This is a genomic window from Halpernia sp. (assembly GCF_048269545.1).
GTDB lineage: Bacteria > Bacteroidota > Bacteroidia > Flavobacteriales > Weeksellaceae > Halpernia.
In genome coordinates, this window is record NZ_JBLXIJ010000010.1 from 24,143 (window position 1) to 44,301 (window position 20,159).

18 protein-coding genes and 1 tRNA gene are annotated in these 20,159 nt (G+C 32.0%); 12 read left to right on the forward strand and 7 right to left on the reverse strand.

Translation table 11 applies throughout. The annotated features are described in order from the left end of the window. Positions 1-12 precede the first annotated feature (12 nt). The 3 genes from ACN0WB_RS10560 to ACN0WB_RS10570 all read right to left on the reverse strand — a co-directional run bounded on the left by ACN0WB_RS10560 (position 13) and on the right by ACN0WB_RS10570 (position 4,992). Positions 13-86: transfer RNA gene (locus tag ACN0WB_RS10560), tRNA-Arg, on the reverse strand. A 63-nt stretch (positions 87-149) separates the two neighbouring features. After that, a complete protein-coding gene (locus ACN0WB_RS10565; protein ID WP_417431565.1) occupies positions 150-1,916 on the reverse strand; it encodes a TonB-dependent receptor in 1,767 nt (588 codons plus the stop codon). Positions 1,917-2,028: 112 nt separating this feature from the next. Beyond that, positions 2,029-4,992, reverse strand: a complete 2,964-nt coding sequence (locus tag ACN0WB_RS10570) for a tetratricopeptide repeat protein (protein WP_417431567.1) — start codon at positions 4,990-4,992, stop codon at positions 2,029-2,031. 170 nt (positions 4,993-5,162) lie between these two features. Here ACN0WB_RS10570 and ACN0WB_RS10575 point away from each other — a divergent pair, with 170 nt between their 5' ends. From ACN0WB_RS10575 to ACN0WB_RS10585, 3 genes are read left to right on the forward strand one after another with little or no spacing between them, the layout of a single operon-like run. Continuing rightward, on the forward strand, positions 5,163-6,839 hold the full coding sequence (locus ACN0WB_RS10575; protein WP_417431569.1) for an APC family permease: 1,677 nt from the start codon (positions 5,163-5,165) through the stop codon (positions 6,837-6,839). 50 nt (positions 6,840-6,889) lie between these two features. Beyond that, complete coding sequence (locus ACN0WB_RS10580; protein WP_417431571.1) at positions 6,890-7,201, forward strand: Mpo1-like protein; 312 nt, start codon at positions 6,890-6,892, stop codon at positions 7,199-7,201. 12 nt (positions 7,202-7,213) lie between these two features. Next, positions 7,214-7,732, forward strand: a complete 519-nt coding sequence (locus tag ACN0WB_RS10585) for a hypothetical protein (RefSeq protein ID WP_417431573.1) — start codon at positions 7,214-7,216, stop codon at positions 7,730-7,732. Positions 7,733-7,792: 60 nt separating this feature from the next. Here ACN0WB_RS10585 and ACN0WB_RS10590 read toward each other — a convergent pair whose 3' ends face one another. From ACN0WB_RS10590 to ACN0WB_RS10605, 4 genes are all read right to left on the reverse strand, one after another. Beyond that, on the reverse strand, positions 7,793-8,749 hold the full coding sequence (locus ACN0WB_RS10590) for an SPFH domain-containing protein (RefSeq protein WP_417431575.1): 957 nt from the start codon (positions 8,747-8,749) through the stop codon (positions 7,793-7,795). A gap of 59 nt (positions 8,750-8,808) precedes the next feature. Then, positions 8,809-10,167 (reverse strand): deoxyguanosinetriphosphate triphosphohydrolase, encoded by a 1,359-nt coding sequence (locus ACN0WB_RS10595; protein ID WP_417431577.1) that lies wholly within the window; start codon positions 10,165-10,167, stop codon positions 8,809-8,811. A 444-nt stretch (positions 10,168-10,611) separates the two neighbouring features. Beyond that, on the reverse strand, positions 10,612-11,367 hold the full coding sequence (locus ACN0WB_RS10600; protein WP_417431579.1) for a DNA adenine methylase: 756 nt from the start codon (positions 11,365-11,367) through the stop codon (positions 10,612-10,614). Positions 11,368-11,473: 106 nt separating this feature from the next. Continuing rightward, positions 11,474-11,623 carry a hypothetical protein gene (locus ACN0WB_RS10605; RefSeq protein WP_417431581.1) on the reverse strand — a complete coding sequence of 50 codons (150 nt, stop codon included), beginning with the start codon at positions 11,621-11,623 and terminating at the stop codon, positions 11,474-11,476. A 110-nt stretch (positions 11,624-11,733) separates the two neighbouring features. Between ACN0WB_RS10605 and ACN0WB_RS10610 the strand changes: the two genes are divergently transcribed. The 9 genes from ACN0WB_RS10610 (at position 11,734) to ACN0WB_RS10650 (ending at position 20,110) form a co-directional block, all read left to right on the forward strand. Beyond that, positions 11,734-11,958, forward strand: coding sequence for a hypothetical protein (locus ACN0WB_RS10610; RefSeq protein WP_417431583.1), 225 nt, complete (start codon positions 11,734-11,736; stop codon positions 11,956-11,958). Between the two features lies 1 nt (position 11,959). Further along, complete coding sequence (locus tag ACN0WB_RS10615; protein ID WP_417431585.1) at positions 11,960-12,898, forward strand: hypothetical protein; 939 nt, start codon at positions 11,960-11,962, stop codon at positions 12,896-12,898. A 1-nt stretch (position 12,899) separates the two neighbouring features. After that, on the forward strand, positions 12,900-13,928 hold the full coding sequence (locus ACN0WB_RS10620) for a DnaJ domain-containing protein (protein ID WP_417431587.1): 1,029 nt from the start codon (positions 12,900-12,902) through the stop codon (positions 13,926-13,928). Positions 13,929-13,941: 13 nt separating this feature from the next. Next, on the forward strand, positions 13,942-14,466 hold the full coding sequence (locus tag ACN0WB_RS10625; protein ID WP_417431588.1) for a hypothetical protein: 525 nt from the start codon (positions 13,942-13,944) through the stop codon (positions 14,464-14,466). Continuing rightward, positions 14,463-14,771, forward strand: a complete 309-nt coding sequence (locus ACN0WB_RS10630) for a DUF6804 family protein (protein WP_417431590.1) — start codon at positions 14,463-14,465, stop codon at positions 14,769-14,771. Before ACN0WB_RS10625 ends, ACN0WB_RS10630 begins: the two co-directional genes overlap by 4 nt. Before the next feature lie 203 nt (positions 14,772-14,974). Next, positions 14,975-15,121, forward strand: a complete 147-nt coding sequence (locus ACN0WB_RS10635; protein ID WP_417431591.1) for a hypothetical protein — start codon at positions 14,975-14,977, stop codon at positions 15,119-15,121. 96 nt (positions 15,122-15,217) lie between these two features. After that, positions 15,218-18,481: an Eco57I restriction-modification methylase domain-containing protein gene (locus ACN0WB_RS10640; RefSeq protein ID WP_417431593.1), complete on the forward strand. Its 3,264-nt coding sequence runs from the start codon at positions 15,218-15,220 to the stop codon at positions 18,479-18,481. A gap of 472 nt (positions 18,482-18,953) precedes the next feature. Beyond that, a complete protein-coding gene (locus ACN0WB_RS10645) occupies positions 18,954-19,160 on the forward strand; it encodes a helix-turn-helix transcriptional regulator (protein WP_417431595.1) in 207 nt (68 codons plus the stop codon). Positions 19,161-19,162: 2 nt separating this feature from the next. Next, on the forward strand, positions 19,163-20,110 hold the full coding sequence (locus ACN0WB_RS10650; protein WP_417431597.1) for a hypothetical protein: 948 nt from the start codon (positions 19,163-19,165) through the stop codon (positions 20,108-20,110). Positions 20,111-20,159: the final 49 nt, after the last annotated feature.

The following is a 20,159-nucleotide window of genomic DNA, read 5'->3' on the forward strand; positions in this document are numbered from 1 at the left end:
TTCTCTTTTTTGTGACCGCGGCGGGATTCGAACCCACAACCCTCAGAGCCGAAATCTGATATTCTATCCAGTTGAACTACGCAGCCAAATCTTTAATGAGCAATAAGTAATAAATAATGAGTAATTTAAATATTGCTTATTACTCATATCTAAAAAGTAATTTTCACGCCACCTGTAATTTGCGCTCCCAAAACTTTATAGCCATTGAAAGTTTGATATTTAGTGTTCAGTAAATTATTTCCGAGTGCAAAAATACTGAAATTTTTGTGAATTTTATACTCGGCAGATAAATTTAAATCTGCGTAACCACCGACTTTTTCATTTCTTTTTTCAGTGGAAACATACGCAGTAGGAAATGCGACATTATCCGGTGAAATTTCAAAAGAATTTGAAGTTCGGTCTGTAACAAAAATGCCTTTAAAACCAAAATTTAATTTTTTATTCAACATAGAATATTTTGCACCAAAAGTTGCTTGAACCAAAGGTTTATTAAAAACCTCATCTAATTGATCTAATTTATATTTTTGAAACAAAATCTCTCCACTTAAATCTAAATTTTCCAAAGGAAAAAATTCTACACTTCCCTTTACTTCACTCACATTTCCATTATCATAAATCGCAGAATAAGTGTTTGCAAAATTATAAGCAGATCGGTTTAAAGTATAAACATTATCAAAAATAGAATTTGCTTGGAAGAATAACATTTGATTGATTTTAGAGTAACCCGCAGAAAAATCATACTTCAAACTTTGGTCTATATCACCTTTTAATCCAACATAAAAATGATATTTGGTGTGTGTTGGTCGAAGTTGAATATCCGAAATCAAATACGGATTTTCCTGTAAAAGTTCGGCGTAAGAATTCAGTTTTAAGCTTCCATAAACTCCTGCATAAAATTTAAATTCATCTTGTGGGGCAAATAAAACTTCCACTTTTGGCGACCAAAGGATTTCACTTTTTTTGTATTCTGGTAAAATTAGACTTTCATTTCTTCGATTTAAGAAATTTACATTCGCGCCTATTTTTAAATAAGATTGATCTTTATAAAAGCTTATTTGTGGCGTTAAAGAAGCATTAAAAAAACTAGAACTATTTTTGTTTAATAATGAAAAATCACTTTTCAAAGTTTCTAATTTTACACCTAAATCTGTATTGAGTTTAAAATTATCATTTTGAAATAAATCGTATTTCGATAGATTTACAGCGATTGCGCCTTGGTTTTCTTTTGCATCGAAATAATCCGTTAAAAAAGAAGTTTGCAAACGGACATCATTTAAAATTTCATTGGAATAAAAATCATAGTTTGCGTTAATAGAAAACTGATTGGTTTTTTGTTTCAAATCAATATCAGAAGAAGGTTGCAATGCATAAATTCCATAATAATTATAATCTCGCAAATTATAATTTACTTCTAAATTTAATTTTCCATTTTCTCCATAAGAATTTAAAAAAGCGCCCAAAGTCGCTCCCATTTGTTTGGAATTCCAATCATAATCTTTCTTTAAACCGGTTGTAGAAAGATAATGAACATCTGCTCCCACTTCCATTTTACTTTCCAAAACTGTGGAAATATGCGCATCGCCCAAAATTTTTCCATAATTTCCCATTCCAAAACGGACGTAATTGTTTTGATAATCTTGGTTAAATTCTGGTGAAATATCTGCACCTTGAATGGTAGAAGTTCTAAAGTCAGAAACGGGTGGAACATTTGTAATATCGTAATTCACAGGATTTGCAGACTTTTCTTCCGGTGGGTAATTTTTAATTGTTTCAACGGAAGTTTTTTTCTTTTCTATTTTCTTTACTTCTGGTTCTCTTTTTTTATCTAAAATCAATTTTTCTTCTTTTATTTGGGAAAAAGCAATCTGAGATATTCCTAAGAAAAGGAAACTTAAAATTTGAATTCGTTTGTTCATTAATTATTTGATTTCGCCACTTCGTGGCTTACTTAAATTTATATTTCTTTTCCAATGGACTTCACCCATTGCTATTGATTCCGCCACTTCGTGGCTCTCTGCATTTCACTTTTTACTTCTTAATCATTTTTTTCACCTCTTTCGCTTCTGCCACAATTTCGGGGAAATCGCCGTAATTCGCGATAATCTGGTCGCAAGTGTAACTCGCTTGGTAATTATCTTTTAAAGCCAAATAATTTTTCGCCATTAAAACCAAAGATTTTGCACCCCAAAATTCTTCAGAGGCGTAATTATTTGCGAGTTTAAAAATCGTTTCGTTGGAAGATTTGAAGGCTTTTCCTTTGTTTTGATAAAAAGCTTTTGCATAAAGAGCTTCCGCTGCAACTTCTGTGTTTGACGATTTTTCCAAGGCTGCAAAAGCGTTTTGTGCTTCTTTGTCTTTGCCTTTGTTCATAAAACTTCTCGCTTTTATCACTTTCGCTTGTTCAATAATTGTGGCAGAATTTTTAGTATTATTTAAAACTAAATCTGCATAATTATCGGCTTGTGAAAAATCTTTTTCTTCCGCGAAAATCTTCATTAATTCTACATTTGCATAATTTTTAATATTCGCATTTGAAGAATTTACTAAATTTAAAAGATATTTTTTGGCGTCAGAAGAATTTCCTTGAGAAATATAAATTTGCGCCACTCTTGTCGCTGCATCTTCTTGATAATCATTTTGTACAGCTGCAACTTCCTGCAAAATCAATAAGGCTTTTGTTGGATTTTGGCTTTGGAAATAACTTTCTCCCAATTCATATTTCGCTTGGAATAAATTCTCACCTGTTGGATTTTGAGTTAAATATTTTTCATAGTAAGAAACGGCACTTTTGAAATCTTTTTTAGCGTAAAATTGTTTCGCTGTGTTTAAATTAATTTCATCAATTTCAGATGAATCAATTTTAACTCCTAAATCCGTAGCAAATTTTTGATAACCGGAAGTATCGCCATTTTTCTGAAAAATCGGTCGCGCTGCTTGAACAATTTTTTCCGCGTAAGCTGTGTTTTTATATTCTTGTCCGAGTTGCTTTAAATCTGACAAGGCTTTTTCGTTTTGGTTTAAATCAATCAAATTTTGCGCTTTATAGATTTTCGCATTTGCAACTAAATCTTGATCTGAACTTGATTTTATGACTTGTGAAAAGTAATCATTTGAACTGTTAAAATCATCATTTGCCGCATAAGCCGTCGCAATTTCGTATTGCGCATCGTCTACATAATCAGAATTTTTAAAATTTGAAATTAGTTTTTTCAACTCTGCAATTTTTGCTACAGAATCTCCTTTAAATCCAAGCGCCATTGCTTTTTGGAAACTGGTATAATCATTTCCTTCGCTATCATTATAAACTGCAATGGCTTCATTTAACTGATTATTTGCGTAATAACTATCGCCTAATCTCAATTGCGCATCATTTTTAAACTCTGGTTTTGGATTTTTTAAATATTCTTCAAAATAATTTTGCGCTTTATCAAATTTTTTAGATTTAAAATAAGCATAACCTAAATCGTAGTTTAATTGTTGTTTTTCTGGGAAATTATCGGCAGTTTTTAATTTTTCGAAACGCACAATGGCAGATGGATAATTTCCTTGTTGATAATAAGTTTGAGCCAACCAATACAAAGCTAGTGGCGTAAATTCTTTATTTTGTTTAAGTTCTAAACTTCTTGAAAAATATTTTTCTGCTTCTTTATAATTGCCTTTATTAAATTCTTCCGTTCCTAAAAGATAAGAAACTTCTTGATCAATTTTATCAGTTTCCGGCGAAGAATTGGGAAGTTGATCGATTGCTGCTAAAGTTTCCTTGTAATTTCCAGAATAGAGATAAGATTTAATTAATAAATTTTTTAGTTCTGGAACTTGGGAATTATTTGGATATTTTCTGATGAATTTTTGAATTGCAGTTGGCGCAGATTCGTACGGATTTCCAACATCATAACTCAATTTTGCGTATTGTAAAAAAGCCAATTCTTGCACTTTTTTATCGTAAGTCATTTCCGAAGAAGATCGAAACGCATTTAAAGCTTCTTGCTTTTTTCCGACTTCCAAATAGGCATTTCCCAATTGGTAATAAGCGTTTTGTGCAATGGGTGAATTACTATTTATCAATTGGTTATAATAAGAAACAGCTTCATCGTATTTTTTAATTTCTGCCGCTACAAAACCCATTTCGTACAAATCATTTTCTGATGGATTGGCTTTGGAATCAGCATAAATTTTAAGATGTGGATACGCAGAAACGTAATCTTTTTTCATAAAATAACTTTCACCAATTATTTTATGAACTTCCGCTTTATAATCGTCAGATAAATTTTCATTTAATAATTCATTCCCAGAAGAAATGGCTTCATCATATTTTTGATCATTAAAATAAAGTTGCACATAATATGGTTTTACCAAACGGGAAAACTTTGGATTATCTTTAACTTGGTCAAAATACTGAAAAGCTTTATCATTTTGATTATCTGCATAATACAAATGTCCGAGCATATAAGAAACTTCAGATTTTTCAGTTTCGGGTACATTATTGTATGCTTCTTCCAAGGCTTGAATTGCGCCTTTAGAATCGCCTGTCATAAATTTGGCGTAACCCAATTTTAAAATATATTGTGTGTTTTCTTCTCTGCTTAATTGCGTCTGATTCACTTTTTGCAAAGTTTCTAGTGCTTTGGGAAAATCTTTTTGAGTTAAATAATAATCAGCTAAAGGTAAGTTCGCTTGCGCAAAATATGCTGATTTTGGATATTCTTTTATAAAAGCTTCCAAACCTTGCTCCGCATGATCGCGTTTTAAAATCACACCAATTACATTATCAAAAAATTGTGCTGCTTCTTTTTTTGAAGCGCTTAAATTTTGATTATAAAAATATTGTCGAGCATATTCAAATTGTGAAGCATTGTAAACTTTAGACTGATAAAGATTTTCTGCTAAATTAAATCTGTATGCATTTTGGTCGGTAAAATATTGAGATTGTTGGCTTTGTGCAATTCCATAAACTGAAATAAAACCAGCGATAATTACTTTTTTTGAATTCATTCCTGAAGTTGAGAATATTAATCTTTTAAAGTAACGAAATTAGCGAAAACTTATTGTTTAGTGGTATTAATAGAATAAAAATTGATAAAAAATTGACTAATATTTAAGAAATATTTAGGTTTTTTTTTAGAAATCATTACATTTGATTTTTCTAAACTAAAAATTTACACATGAACCAAATATTCAAAAGAAAAGATTACAGTGCAAAAGACCATCCTTCCGGACTTCTAAGAGTTCTCGGAACTTGGGATATCGTTTTCTTTGGAATTGCAGCTATTATTGGTGCGGGAAGTTTCAGTAGTTTGGGTGAAGCGGTTTTCCGTGGCGGACCGGGCGTAATTGTTCTTTATATTATTTGTGGTTTTGCTTGTGGTTTTACTGCGCTTTGTTATGCCGAATTTGCAAGTAGAATTCCCACTGCCGGAAGTGCTTATACTTATGCATATGCGAGTTTTGGTGAATTAATTGCTTGGATAATTGGTTGGGCTTTAATAATGGAATATTCTTTTGGAAATATTTATGTTGCATTTTCCTGGTCAGACTATTTTACCAGTTTTATGGGAAGAGTTGGTGTTCATATTCCAGAATATTTAACTTGTAGTTATCCAGAAGCGCATAAAGCATTTTTGGGACATTCTGCAAATACAGAACTTTTAAGCGCATGGAAAAATGCGCCTTTAATCGGTAATTTAAAATTAATTGTAGATATTCCTGCTTTGGTTATCAATGGTTTAATCACTTGGTTAGTTTACCGAGGCGTTCGTGAAAGTAAAAATTTCAATAATGCTTTGGTTTTAATGAAATTAGCTGTGATTGTTTTAATTATTTTAGTTGGCGTGGCTTATGTAAATGTTGATAATTGGGAACCTATAAATCCTGTAACGCATGTTTCATCTTTTATGCCAAATGGATTTGCAGGAGTTATGAGTGCTGTTTCTGGAGTTTTCTTTGCTTATATTGGTTTTGATGCGTTAAGTGTTTTATCCGAAGAAACGAAAAATCCACAAAAAACTTTACCGCGAGGAATGATTATTTCTCTTGTTTTGTGTACCGTAATTTATATTATTCTAACCCTGGTTCTTACAGGAATGGTTGATTATAAAAAATTCGATGGCGTGGGAGATCCACTTTCTTTTATATTTGAAAAAGCAAACGCGAATGTTGCTTGGATGGAAATGGTAGTTTCTTTTGTTGCAATTGTGGCGATTACAACGGTTCTTCTAGTTTTCCAAATGGGACAACCAAGAATTTGGTACGCGATGAGTCGTGATGGTTTGATGCCCAAAAAATTTCAGGAAATACATCCAAAATACCACACACCTTCTTTCGCGACAATTATTACAGGAATTGTAGTTGGAATCCCCATTTTATTCACAGATAAAAGTTTCATTTTAGATTTCACCAGTATCGGAACCATTTTCGCTTTTGTATTGGTTTGTGGTGGTGTTTTACTTTTACCCGCAAAAGAAAAACTACCTGGAAGATTTCATATGCCGTACTTTAATTCAAAAATAATTTTCCCAATCTTATTTATTGGCGGTTTGGTTTTCTTTTACTTTTGGCAACCCAATTTTTTCCATAATTTATTTGATTTTAGCAATCCGCTTGAAAAGGAATTTAAAATCTCAATTGTTATTTTTATCCTAATTAATTTGTTTTTATGCGGTTTGGCTTTCATTAAAAATTTATCCTTAATTCCATTAATTGGTTTAAGTTCTTGTCTTTATCTTTTAACGGGAATGAGCCATGAAAACTGGAAATATTTCGGTATTTGGTTTGCGATTGGTTTAATTATTTATTTTGCTTATGGTTATAGAAAAAGTAAATTGAGAACGGAAAATGAATAATTTAGTTTTTAAAATTTAAAAAATTATACATTTTGAATTAATTAAAAAACATGGCAGAAAAAATAAAAAACTTTGCAGAATTTTATCAGTTTTATCTGACCGAACATTCTAAAATGTGGACTCGGATTTTCCATTTTGTGGGAACACTATTAATTTTTTTAGTAATTTTTTACGTTATCAAAAGTGGAAAAGAGCGATTTCTTTGGTACGTTCCAATTTTTGGTTATGGTTTTGCGTGGTTTTCACATGCGGTTTTCGAGAAAAACCAACCTGCAACTTTTCGTTATCCGATTTGGTCCTTGATTTCAGATTTTAAATTGTTTTTTGAGTTATTGATTGGGAAACAGAAATTTAAAGCCTAAAAAAAATTCCTCGTGAATAAGTTTTTATTTTTTCTGGTTTTCTTTTCAATTAATGTTTTTAGCCAAACTGATAGTTTAAATACTGGAAAATATTATACTGCAAAACAAGTTTTTGATAAAGATTATAAAATACAAAAATTTTCAAAAATTTCAAAATCACAAATAAAGGTTGAAAACAATAAAGTTATATTTAGTGGTTTAAAATCAATTGAATATGCAAAAAACAGTGATATTAAAACAAAACTAATTTTAGAAAGTGGATTATTAAATCCTTCTTACATTAATCAAAATTATAATATAAAAATTAGCTTTCTCGAAGAATTACCATTATTAAATCCTAATCTACAAACTAAAAGATTCAGATTTTGGATTTCTAATTACGGAAACAAAAACCCATTATTAAATAGTGTAAATCCGACAGAATATTATTTTGAACTTCAAAATGATATTGCAACCGATAGAACTTCTTTTGAAGACTTTGTAAAAGGTGGAAAACTTACTTTTCTAAAATATGGTGGAATTATTCTTTAAAATTTAACCAAAAAAATCCCACCTAAAAAAGTGGGATTTTGCTTTTATTAAACGGCAAAATTAATATTCTCCATTTTTGTTGTCATGTCCATATCTTTCTGGCGCAGGTGGAAAATTTCCTTTATCTGCTTCTTCCAATTTAGAAACGGAAATCATTGCAGCCATCATATCATTTAACATATTGCTTGCAGAAGTTGGTGAGTTTGGTAAAAGAACCAAATTACTTCTATTATTGGCGCCAATTGCTTGCAAAGTATCATAATGTTGCGTTACCACAATTAATGAAGATGCTTCCTGCGATCCAATATTGACTTTATTTAGCATTCTTACAGATTCTTCTAAACCTTTTGCAATCTCTCTCCTTTGATCTGCGATACCTTGTCCTTGAAGTTTTTTAGATTCTGCTTCTGCTTTTGCAACTGCTACAATTCTAATTCTTTGTGCCTCAGATTCGTATTCTGCGGCGGTTTTTTCACGTTCTGCTGCGTTAATTCTATTCATCGCATGTTTTACTTGTTCATCCGGATCAATGTCTGTTACCAAAGCTTTTATAATGTCATATCCATAACTTTGCATTGCTTCCTGCAATTCAGATTTCACCGCATTTGCAATATCGTCTTTTCTCACGAAAACATCATCTAATCTGGTTTTCGGAACTTCTGCACGAACCACATCAAAAACATAAGATGTAATTTGATTTTCTGGATTCTCAAGTTTATAATACGCATCTTTTACATTGGTTCTAATCACTTGATATTGAACAGAAACTTTCATTTTAACGAAAACGTTATCCAAAGTTTTGGTATCAATCATCACATCCAATTGTTGAATTCTCAGGTTTAGTCTTTTGGAAATTTGGTCTATGTAAGGAATTTTTAAGTGCAATCCAGAATCACAAACTTTTAAAAATTTTCCGAGTCTTTCTACGACAGCAGCAGATTCTTGCTTTACCGTAAAGAAAGAAGCAAATAAGGTTATTAATGCGAAAAACGCAACAATATAAAGGATTGGAAACATAAATTTTTATTTTTAAATTAAATGGAAAGATAATAAAAATTTTTGTGATAATCTAATTTTTACATCGTCATTCCGATATCAATTCCTTTAATTTTTCGGTACAAATCTGTGGCGAAATTATCAGTCATTCCGGAAACAAAATCTAAAACGCCCATTACTTTTTCGTAATCTGTTCCATTTTCATAAATAAATTGCTTTGGCAAAAGTTTCAACGCCATTTTATCATAAGATTTTTGCGCTTCTTTTGGTTTTAAAATGGAGGGAATAAAATGATGCAGCAATTCGTACATTACATTGTAACCTGCATTTTCAATTTCAATTACAGCTTTATGATTGTAAATTTTTTGGATTGAAAAAGATTCAATTTCTTGTAAAGACGGATTTTTATTTTTGTAAATATCCAAAAGTGATTCATTTAAAGTTCCATCTAAAATTTCATTAAAATTAGTTTTAAATAAATGTAAAGACTGATTGATTAACGCATTAATCACTTTCGCACGCAAATAAGAAATCCGTTCGTTTGGATTGGTAATAAATGTCAATTTCTCTTCTACCCTTTCGGTATTTTCATTTTCAGATTTTATTAAATCAAAAAAGAGATTTTCACAATCGGCAGTTGAAACAATTCCTAATCTGTGCGCATCTTCCATATCAATAATATTGTAACAAATATCATCTGCCGCTTCTACAAGCCAAACGAAAGGATGTCTTTTAAAAATTAAAGGTTCCGAATTTTCTTCTAAAATACCGACAGATTTAGCAATATTTTTAAAAGTATCTTTTTCAGTCTGAAAAAAGCCAAATTTTTTCCGATTAATAAATCCTTTTTTCTTGGCAATCGCTTCACACGGATATTTTGCAATACTCGCTAAAGTGGTAAAAGTGAGTTGCGTCCCACCCAAATCTTTGCCGATTTGTTGGTTCGTTAAAACCCGAATTGCATTGGCGTTTCCTTCAAAATTAATTAAATCTGCCCATTCTTTTTCAGAAAATTTTTGTTTTAAATCCGATTCATTTTTTTCAAAATAACTTGCGATTGCATCTTCGCCGGAATGTCCAAAAGCGGGATTTCCAATATCGTGACACAAACACGCCGCCGCAATCACATTACTTAATTGATGTTGATAAAATTGTTTAGAATTTTCATCTAAATCGGAACTAAAATTTTCAACCAAATAATCACCAATCATACTTCCCAAGCTTCTTCCGACAGAAGATACTTCCAAAGAATGTGTTAATCTATTGTGAACAAAAACACTTCCCGGAAGTGGAAAAACCTGAGTTTTATTTTGTAATCTTCTAAATGCGGATGAGAAAATAATCCGGTCAAAATCCCGCTGAAAATCGGTGCGTGAAGTGACAACTGCGGAATGATTTCCAGTTCGTTGATGTGTAAATAAATGGTTGAGTGAAGTCATTCTACAAATATCGGAAAAATATAAATTGATTTAATTTAAAACTTTTAATTGTAGAGTTAAAGGAAAATTAAAAATTTAGCTGAAAAAGTATTGTTTTCAACTTTAGTTTCTATACAATCTGATATGAAAGAAATTTAAAAATTATAAATAAAATGAAAGTTATGAATATTAAAACCATCCTGCTTGGAACGTGGAAAAATTCGAGTAGAATTATCGCTTGAACTTTCTTAGAAAAAGAAGAGCAGAAATCTTGGAAAGAGGGACATTGGAAGATGGAATAAAATTTTTATATTTATATATAAACTTAATTGCTATATTTGATTTATTAAAAAAGTATGACGGAAGTGATACATATCCCACCAAATTTGGGTGGATATGTATCATTTTATGATACATATAAACAAGTTATGTGCAAGTTTTATTTTAATTTTTTTCCCACCGCACTCAGGAAAACAAAGTTGGTTGTTGTTTATAATTCGTTATTAGTATTTCTGTTCTTCTATTTTTAAGGTTTTGACGTTCTCCAATTATTATCGTATTCAGTCCGTTTTTTTGAGCCTGTTCAAGTATAAATGGATGGTCGAACTCACTTACTGCAAACTTACATTTTGACTGCATAAGCAAATTAAATAAGTCTTCGCTGTCCTGTTCTTTAAATGAAGTTTCGTAATTATCATCCGTTTCCAAATATGGTGGGTCGCAGTAAATGAAAGTATCATCCGAATTTCGTTCTCTTAACTGCTCAAAAAAACTTCTAAAATCCCTGTTTGCAAACTGCACGTTTTCTAAATACTTTTGAGTAGCATCAAGGTTTTTTAATATTATTCCTTTTGGGTTTTCAGTTCCAAAACACATAGTTGTTCCTTTCCCTAAATATGTGAAGTTTGAAAGGAATATAAACCTTAATGCTTTAAGTATTTCATCTGTTTCTTTGGTCTGTTTCCAGTGTTTTAATAATCCTTCGTGAACAGGAATTTTAACAAAAGCATCAATAAAATCATTTTTTCGGTGCATAACCACGTTAAAAAGATTAAACACATCATTGTCGTAATCATTCACAATGTTATACTTCGCTTTTCGTTTATTGAAAAACATTCCACCTGCACCGAAAAAGGGCTCTACATAAACCTTATGTTCGGGAAATTTAGTTTGTATCATTTCCGCTATTTTGCTTTTGTTTCCAAGTCTTCTTAATATCATAATTGCCCACGCTAAAAAATTAAAATAAAACCAGACACATAACACGTGCTATAAGCAATAGCGGTGTCCGTGCTATCGGATAGTTCCTGCTGTTTATTATCTTCTGTCATATTTGAAAGTTTATTGTTTTTAATCCGCTACTGCTCATAGCACCATCCGTTGGGAAAAATCGCCCTTTGGGACGATTTTTCCCAACGTACGGCTCGGCTGCGCCGACAGTTGCGAAACCATCGTTGCATTCGCACGACGTTTTCACAACTGTCGCCTTTGACGCATTCCTAAAAAGAAGTTTTCAACTTCCTTTTCGGAACGACGACAAAGCCGAGCCGTACGTTACCTGCAAGCCTAAAAGACGACAGAGCAAGAATGAACGACAGAAATAAACATAAAGTGACGGGACAAATGAACCATCAGACAGCCGACCCAAAAGCCAACGCTTCCGTATTTTTATTTTTCCCCACCGCACATTTTTTAAAAGCAATTTTAAGCCGACACACATTGCACACATTTGGTTTTGCCCCAACACACAAAGCCGACCCTTCGCAAAACCAAAAGAGTGCAATTTTTCCAACCCTACAAATACAATATTAATATGGACACAAGCCACATTTTAAAACCAACTGCAACGGTCAGTTATTCTATTTTCAGCAAACTAAAACGTTTCCTTGCTGCTGCAATACTTGCAGACTGGGTTTTGGGAAATGCAGTTAATGTTTTTATTCAAAACTTAAACCAAAAAGGACTTTTAGGTTTGGGTTCTGACTTCCAAGCAAGCTATATGATATGGGGTGAAACAGTTTGGCTAAATATTCTTCACGTTTTAATATTAGCTTTTACTGCTGGACTATTCGGATTTATTTTTGGCTATTTGTCTCGTAGAATTAGCTTATCTGATAAAATAATATTTACAACATTGTATGTGTTCATTAGATTCTTATTTTTAGGATTGTTCTCGGTTGTCATAGACAACTTTTTTCCAAACTATTCGGCAAATTTTAATAATCTAATCGGTGAAGCATTTTTTGCGATTTCATCATCAGTGTTCAATGCGACATTTGTAATTCTAAGCTACATAGCAATGTTTGCATCCGCAATATATTTTATGAAATCAGGAGCTAACGTAATTAATGACCCTTACTACAACACTGACAAAAGCGTTAATGGAACACTTTTAGACATTAAATGGTATCACTATTTTTGGTTGTTTATTCCAATTTCATTTTATAGCCAAATCATCCTAAACCTCATTTACAAAATAGGACACACAATAGTTACCTTAATTCAAAATTTCAAATGGACAACGATTTTTGGCGGTTCAGACGGAGATAAAGGTAATGCTTTAGATGTGGCTTGGGGCGGACTGTTTTTTATTGTATTGATTGCATCATTAGTTATTTATCTAATGGATTATTTACGAAAAGTTCTTATTGGTGAAACAGACCAACATTGGGCAGTGAAAACATTAATTGCTATTGGAATTGGTCTTGTTGTTCCATTTCTAATTCTTTGGTTCACAAGTTTAGCTGGATAAAGTGGGAAATACTTACTACGACATATTTGAAATATCACATACTGCTACTGCAGAAGAAATAAAACTTGCCTATCGCAAATTGGCACTTAAATTCCATCCTGACAGAAATCAAAACAAGGAATTTAGTGATAGTAAAATGAAAGAAATAAATTTCATTTACTCTATACTTTCCAATCCTGAGAAAAAAAAGTGGTATGACAGCACCATATCCTTTGATGGTGCATATGAAGAGAAACAAAACTATTCCTATTCATACAATCATATTTTCTGTGATGAATTATTTGTCACTGATAGCAAGGGCAGACATTCAAAATTAAAAGTTGGCGACACTATTTACTATCTTGTTGAAATAGACAAATCAATTATTACCTGGAAATACAAGAGTAAAGAGTATTTTGATGTTGTTGTTAAAAATATTTTTGACCCGGAATGCAAAGATGATTTTGCCAAAGCAGTAAAATTTGACTTCAATAAAACACCACTCTGCACTGCTCATTGGGGCAATTCTGAAATGACAATCTACAAAGAAGATTTTGAAAGTTTTTGGATTAGCCAAGAAAGCTATTCAATACTTGATAAGCGAAAAGGATTGTTTTCAGCAATATTTATCCTATGCCTTTTAGTTCTTGGTGGCTATTATTTTTACTCAAAATTCAAACCTTCTTCTGAACAACAGGAATTTCTCAAATCAAAATCCGAATTGAATGCCAAATATTTAGAAGAAGAAAAGAAATATTATAAAGATGAATTTTTTGCAACTGATGCGGAGATAAGCTATATCCTTTCTGAATATTATACTGTTTGCACAAAAGAAACAACCAAAATAAAACGTGATGCAGATATTTCAAATATTCCCGACAAATTAGGACTTGTCATTGGAGAAGTTTCAGAAGGCGAAGAAGTAACAGTTCTTTTATACTGTTCATCATTGGACGGTTATAAAATAAAGTATAAAAACCTTACTGGATGGGTGGGTGCATCAAGACTTGAAAATCCAGTTTGCAAAGATGAAAATAAAGAAAACGAGTAAATAAAATCAGACTATGAATTCATTAAACAAACGAAATCCGATAATAGCAGGGTTACTATCATTATTTTTAGGTCCTTTTGGCTATGCATACATAGGACTAAACTTTATGTTGTCAGGCATAATTATTTCAGTTCTATTTTCAATAGTATTGTCGCTAATAAATCTACCATTCCCACATTTTTTTACATACTTACAACTTTTAGTTTATGGCTATTATGGCTATAAGCTATCAATCATTAGAAATGTATTTGCTGACGATTGGGGAGTTACGGATGACGATGTAAAAGAGTTTAAAAGTTTTGGATTTAGCTTTGTAATAATGACCAATTTATTAATGGCTTTAGTTCAATTTTATTCAACAATTGTTGGTTTCTATTTAGTTTATAAAAACTTTGCCAATGGAAAATACTTTGTGGCTATTTTAATTTTAATTTTTGGAATTGCTTTAATTACTTGGTTACTGACTTCTATATTTTCTTTCTTATCTGGTCTTTTAATGCTGCTATTTAGAGTGGACAAAAAATATTTTGAACAATGATAAATTTAACAAACGTCATAAAAGTAATTCTAACGATTTTGTTCTTTCTCTGTTTGGCAGATATGCCTTATGGCTTTTACCAATTTGTTAGGTTCGCTGGACTTGTTGGATTTGCAATATTAGCTTATCAAGCACACGAACAAGGCAGACAAACAGAAATGATTATTTACGGTGGACTTGCTTTACTATTTCAACCATTTCTTAAAATCGCACTTGGCAGACAGATGTGGAATGTAGTTGACGTAGTTGTAGGAATAGGCCTTCTAATATCAATATTTATGAAACCAAAGGAAAGCCAGCCCTAAAAGCAAGCACATTTGCAATTCACACAAGCCAACGCACAGACCAAAAATTGCAAAAGAGCTTGCTTTGCCAACGCAGAGAAAAATTGTTTTTAAAAAAATTCCCCAACGCTTCAAAAAAAATAAAAATACACCGACACACAGCCCGACAAACACAGCAGACAATGACAAGAAAACTCAATATTGACAAGGCATACAACGACACGGTGGACAGAAGGCCAGCAGGTAACAGCGGTTTTGCAAAAAAGCGGGTTCAGTGGTTAATTGAACATTCTACCTCGCATCAACTTTTGTGCTATGTTGACAGTTTTGAGCTCCGAAATCCGCTTCTTCGCAAAGCCGCCAAACGTTAGGCGTCATTGCACCGAACCACAGAATCAGAATATATTAAGACTAAAAAAAAATAAATGACAGGTAGAATATCTTACCTTTGACACTTTATAAAATCAATGGACAAAACGAAAAAAAACAAGTTCAAACTAAAGCAAATAGAATTACTTATTCGGACAACTGAATATGCTGAATTATTATCAGAAGTTAGCCACGACATATACACAGAATCCAAAAATGCAGAGAATGAAGCAAGTATTGTTTCCATTTTTGAACTCGAATTATTTTCATTTATAAAAGAAACTCTTGGACTTAAATATTACCCTGAAAAAGAAAAAACTATCAATACCGAAAGGCACATTTCCAAAGGCAGAATTGATAGTAAAATTGGGGCACTCGTTATAGAATTTAAACATACTTCGAAATTAAAATCGACTGAACATAAAGAAAAGGCTTCTTCACAACTTGTTGACTATTTAAAAGGACTAAATGCTAAGCATAATTTAGACTATTTCGGTATCGTAACAGATGGAACTCAATGCAAACTCATTAATATTGAAAATGGTGTTATCAATGAAGGTGCTTTTGAAAAACTTTCCTCTAAACACATTGATAGAATAATAAAAAGTATCGTACTTCTTGACAAGATTGCGTTAACTCCTGAGAATTTAGTAAAAGACTTTTGTGAATCTGATATTAGTCTTTCAAACAAACTTACGCTTTGTCTTTTTAACACATTAAAAAACAGCCCTACGGGCCGTTCTTTGATGTTGTTTAATGAGTGGAAAGAGTTATTTAGATTGGCTCACGATGATAATTCAAAACAAAAAGCAATTGAAGAAAGGAAAAAATCACTCGAAGAAACTATTGACGAAGAGCTAAAAACAAATGAAGATGAATATTTAGCATTATATGCAATACAGACAACTTATGCAATTATTGTAAAAATTATTGCATACAAGGTTATTAGTAAAATCCGTTTTAATAAAAGCCTAATCGACTTTAATAAACTATCAGAAACAGATTTTGATACATTAAGACACCAAATGAATTCCCTTGAAGAAGGAGCAATCTTTAGAAGTCTTGGTATTGGTAATTTATTAGAGGGTGATTTTTTTGCTTGGTATTGTTCTTCAAATCAATGGACAAACGAAATTGGTGGTTTAGTTCAAGAAATATTTAAAATATTAACGCAATACGAAGACAAAGCACTTTTTCAAACTGGCGAAAATGTTCAAGATTTATTTCGAGAATTATTTATGAAGATAATTCCAGACAAAGTTAGACACAGTCTTGGGGAGTTCTATACTCCATCTTGGTTGGCAGACAATTTAATTAGGGAAACAATTAATCTGAATCCAATAAAGAAAGACTGGACAGCACTTGACCCTTGTGCCGGTTCTGGAACATTTGTTACTATATTAATAAAACACGTTTTACTTGAAACGATTAACAAAACAAAAAAAGAAAGATTAAATTCAGTATTAAATAGAGTAAAAGCAATTGACTTAAATCCATTGGCGGTTTTAACTTCTAGAATTAACTACTTTATTAACGTTTCTCACTTAATTTCAGATGATGATGAGTTTGAAATACCTGTTTATCTTGGCGATTCTTCATATGTTCCTACAAAAGTTCTAGTTGACAATATAGAGTGCATCAGTTATAGTATTAAAACGATAAAGGGATACATAAACATTGACTTACCCCAAAGTGCTGTTTCTAATCCTGCATTATTCTCCCAAACAATGACAAGTATCGAACAAGACATTCATAATTTGGATGCTAGTTCAATACAAGAAAAGTTATCAGCAATTATTCCAAAAAAGGATTTAACTGAAGAAATTAAAAATAGAATTAAATCTTTAGCAGAACAATTTGTTGACTTGGAAAGAAATGAATGGAATGGAATATGGGCTAGAATTGTAACAAACTTTTTAACTACAGCCAACCTAGGTAAATTTGATTTAATTGTAGGCAATCCGCCTTGGATTGACTGGAAGAATTTGCCAGCAGGATATAGAGAAAGAGTCAAATCAATTTGTATAGAAAGACATTTGTTTTCAGGCGACAGTTTAACAGGCGGAATAAACCTCAATATTTGTGCATTGATTTCAAATGTTTCAGCAATGAACTGGTTAAAAGAAAATGGTGTTTTGGCTTTTTTAATGCCTCAAACTATAATATTTCAGCAAACTTATGAAGGGTTCAGACAATTTAAACTTGACGATAGCACAAATCTATATTTTCAGCAATTATTCGATTGGACAAAAGCAGGGCATCCATTTGATCCAGTGACACATAAATTTTTAACATTCTTTTTTTCAAACAAAAAAGTAGATTATAAAAAAGGTATTCCTTTGAAATATTTTATAAAAAACAAGGGATATGATTTGAAACAATATTCAAATTTCACAGACTTTGATTTATTAAAGGATGTATTTACAGAAACATTACAATTAGCAGGACAAGCAAATGAGAATAGTACGATTTTTTCTTGTGCTAAAAATGAAGCCGAGTTGAAATCGTTTAGCAAAATTTCAGGAGTTGCAAATTATAAAGGTAGAGAAGGCGTTGAATTTTATCCTCAAGAATTATTCTTATTAGAAGTAGATACAGATATGCCTGTTTCCAAAGAAACAGTGATAGTTAAGAACTATCAAAATAAAAAATCAAAATATAAAATCCCATTAGAATCATTTCCTTTAGAAAAAAAGTATTTGCATCCTTTAGTTAAAGGAGTTGACATTGAAAGATTTAATTTATTGCCTTCAAATTACATAGTTCCTTTTCCATATGAAAAGACTAATACTAGAAGTCCAATTTCAATTAAAGATTTAACCAAAAGTTCCAAATTATTAGCCACGTATTTTAACAAGTTTAAAAAGGTTTTTGAATCACAAACCCAATACAATGAAAAAATAATTGGAGAAAAACATAATACAGAATTTTATGCTTTGGCTCGTGTTGGCGAATACAGTTTTGCAGACCACTATGTGGCATTTAGAGATAATACAAAATGGCAATCCTGTGTCGTTAGTTCTGTATTAACTCCTTGGGGCGAAAAGAAAAGACCTCAATTTCAAAATCACGCTGTTACAATTTCTCAAAAAAGTACAGGGGAATTTATTTCACTTGAAGAAGCACATTTTATTTGTGCCATTTTAAATGCACCCGTAACAGAATCATATATTCTAAACTCTTCAGACTCAAGGTCATTTAAAATAAATCCACCTATTTACATTCCAGAGTTTAACATTAAAAATTCAATTCATAAAGAACTGTCTGAATTATCAATCAAGGCTCATAAGCACTATGCCGACAAAAACGAAATTAATAAAATTGACAAAAGACTTGATGAACTAGTAACGAAACTGAAATGAGAATAGAACAACGAACGCCTAACAGCACCTACCCAAAAGTGGCGGTTCTGTGGTTCAATCAAGCCTTGTGCTTCAATCAAAGTTCGTGCTTGGTTGACAGTGAATCGCTTCGAAATCGCCACCTTCGGGTAGCTGCAAAACGTTGGGAAAAATCGCCCTTTGGGACGATTTTTCCCAACGTACGGCTCGGCTGCGCCGAAAGTTGCGAAACCATCGTTGCATTCGCACGACGTTTTCACAACAGTCGCCTTTGACGCATTCCTAAAAAGAAGTTGAAAACTTCCTTTTCGGAACGACGACAAAGCCGAGCCGTACGTTATCTGTCATTCTAAAAACGACAGTACTAACATTAACTAATACGAAAAAAATCAAACATACCAAGCCCACCCACCACCCGAAAGTATTCTTTAAAAAAATATTATGTTGACGATTGTCCGTTGTACAACTTTCTACAAATAGAGACTTTTGCGATATGGACATTAAGCAAAAATTTGGCAACAACTTAAAACGTCTGCGATTAGAGAAAGGATTATCACAAGAAAAACTTGCTCTAAATGCGGACATTGACAGAACATACATTCCAAGCATTGAAAAAGGCGAAAGAAATGTATCAATCGTTATTGCCGAGAAACTTGCCATTGCTTTAAATGTTCCGATTTCAGAACTATTTAAAGAGTAAAAATGGATTTATTAAAACAATACATTAACCGAAAATTCGGAATTGACGAGAACAAATTTTTAGAGGTTCTTATAAAAAGTCCAGGTGCAGAAGGATATATTTTAGGAAATTTAGGAGAAGAACTTTTTAAGGAATATGCAAACTCAATCGGTTATGAAGCATTGAGAATAAAAGAAAAACCCGAGGGAGGAAACAACGCTAAAAGTGAAGATGCAAGAGGAGATTTCTATATTCGTAAAATTGGCTCAACTAAAGATGAATGGCTTGTTGTTGAATGTAAAGGTGTAAAATCAAATGCAGAAAAAAGAAGCGGTTTGACCAAAACATCTTCTTGCTTGACTTTACTCAATAAACACGCTATTGAAAGGGTAAAACACGTTGAAAGCATCAATAATTCAGGTAATCGTAATTATGAGAAAGCGAAAGAAGATTGGGAAAAGAAAAATTCAAACAAGTTTCCAAAATTTCGTTGGAATAAAGAAAATCCTGGTGCAGGAGTTCCTGATTTAACAGGACTTTGGAAGTCGAAAGATGAAATTGCAAAATGGCTAAAAACTTTCAAAGAAGAGGAGTTTGACGAAAACGCATTTTGGGATTTGACCGCACCAATCCGTTTACTACAAACACATATGCCGTCAACAAGAATAGATACAGAAACCAAAATAAAAAGTACTGGACCTTTGGTTTCAGAGTTTAACATTCTTTGCGTTGATTTATTTCTCAAAACAGGAAAACACGAATTGGTTTTTGTCAACAGTGCCGATTTAAATCATCAAGCAAAATCACCAAACCATTTACAACAAAATTATACGATTGATATTTTAACCGCCAAAGAAAATTTTCAGAGACATAAATTGTTAAAACCTTGGTATGACGACCTTGATTTGTGTATTCAAGAAACAAAACCGAGATACAGAAAGTTAGACAAAAGTCAATTAGACGGTCGATAACTTGCATATTACACAAATGTGTATTATATTTGACACAAATGTGTAAATT

Coding starts and splice junctions, on each gene's coding strand:
- ACN0WB_RS10565 (WP_417431565.1), bottom strand. CDS start 1,916: ATGAACAAACGAATTCAAATTTTAAGTTTCCTTTTCTTAGGAATATCT.
- ACN0WB_RS10570 (WP_417431567.1), bottom strand. CDS start 4,992: ATGAATTCAAAAAAAGTAATTATCGCTGGTTTTATTTCAGTTTATGGA.
- ACN0WB_RS10575 (WP_417431569.1), top strand. CDS start 5,163: ATGAACCAAATATTCAAAAGAAAAGATTACAGTGCAAAAGACCATCCT.
- ACN0WB_RS10580 (WP_417431571.1), top strand. CDS start 6,890: ATGGCAGAAAAAATAAAAAACTTTGCAGAATTTTATCAGTTTTATCTG.
- ACN0WB_RS10590 (WP_417431575.1), bottom strand. CDS start 8,749: ATGTTTCCAATCCTTTATATTGTTGCGTTTTTCGCATTAATAACCTTA.
- ACN0WB_RS10595 (WP_417431577.1), bottom strand. CDS start 10,167: ATGACTTCACTCAACCATTTATTTACACATCAACGAACTGGAAATCAT.
- ACN0WB_RS10600 (WP_417431579.1), bottom strand. CDS start 11,367: ATGATATTAAGAAGACTTGGAAACAAAAGCAAAATAGCGGAAATGATA.
- ACN0WB_RS10610 (WP_417431583.1), top strand. CDS start 11,734: ATGAACGACAGAAATAAACATAAAGTGACGGGACAAATGAACCATCAG.
- ACN0WB_RS10615 (WP_417431585.1), top strand. CDS start 11,960: ATGGACACAAGCCACATTTTAAAACCAACTGCAACGGTCAGTTATTCT.
- ACN0WB_RS10625 (WP_417431588.1), top strand. CDS start 13,942: ATGAATTCATTAAACAAACGAAATCCGATAATAGCAGGGTTACTATCA.
- ACN0WB_RS10630 (WP_417431590.1), top strand. CDS start 14,463: ATGATAAATTTAACAAACGTCATAAAAGTAATTCTAACGATTTTGTTC.
- ACN0WB_RS10640 (WP_417431593.1), top strand. CDS start 15,218: ATGGACAAAACGAAAAAAAACAAGTTCAAACTAAAGCAAATAGAATTA.
- ACN0WB_RS10645 (WP_417431595.1), top strand. CDS start 18,954: ATGGACATTAAGCAAAAATTTGGCAACAACTTAAAACGTCTGCGATTA.
- ACN0WB_RS10650 (WP_417431597.1), top strand. CDS start 19,163: ATGGATTTATTAAAACAATACATTAACCGAAAATTCGGAATTGACGAG.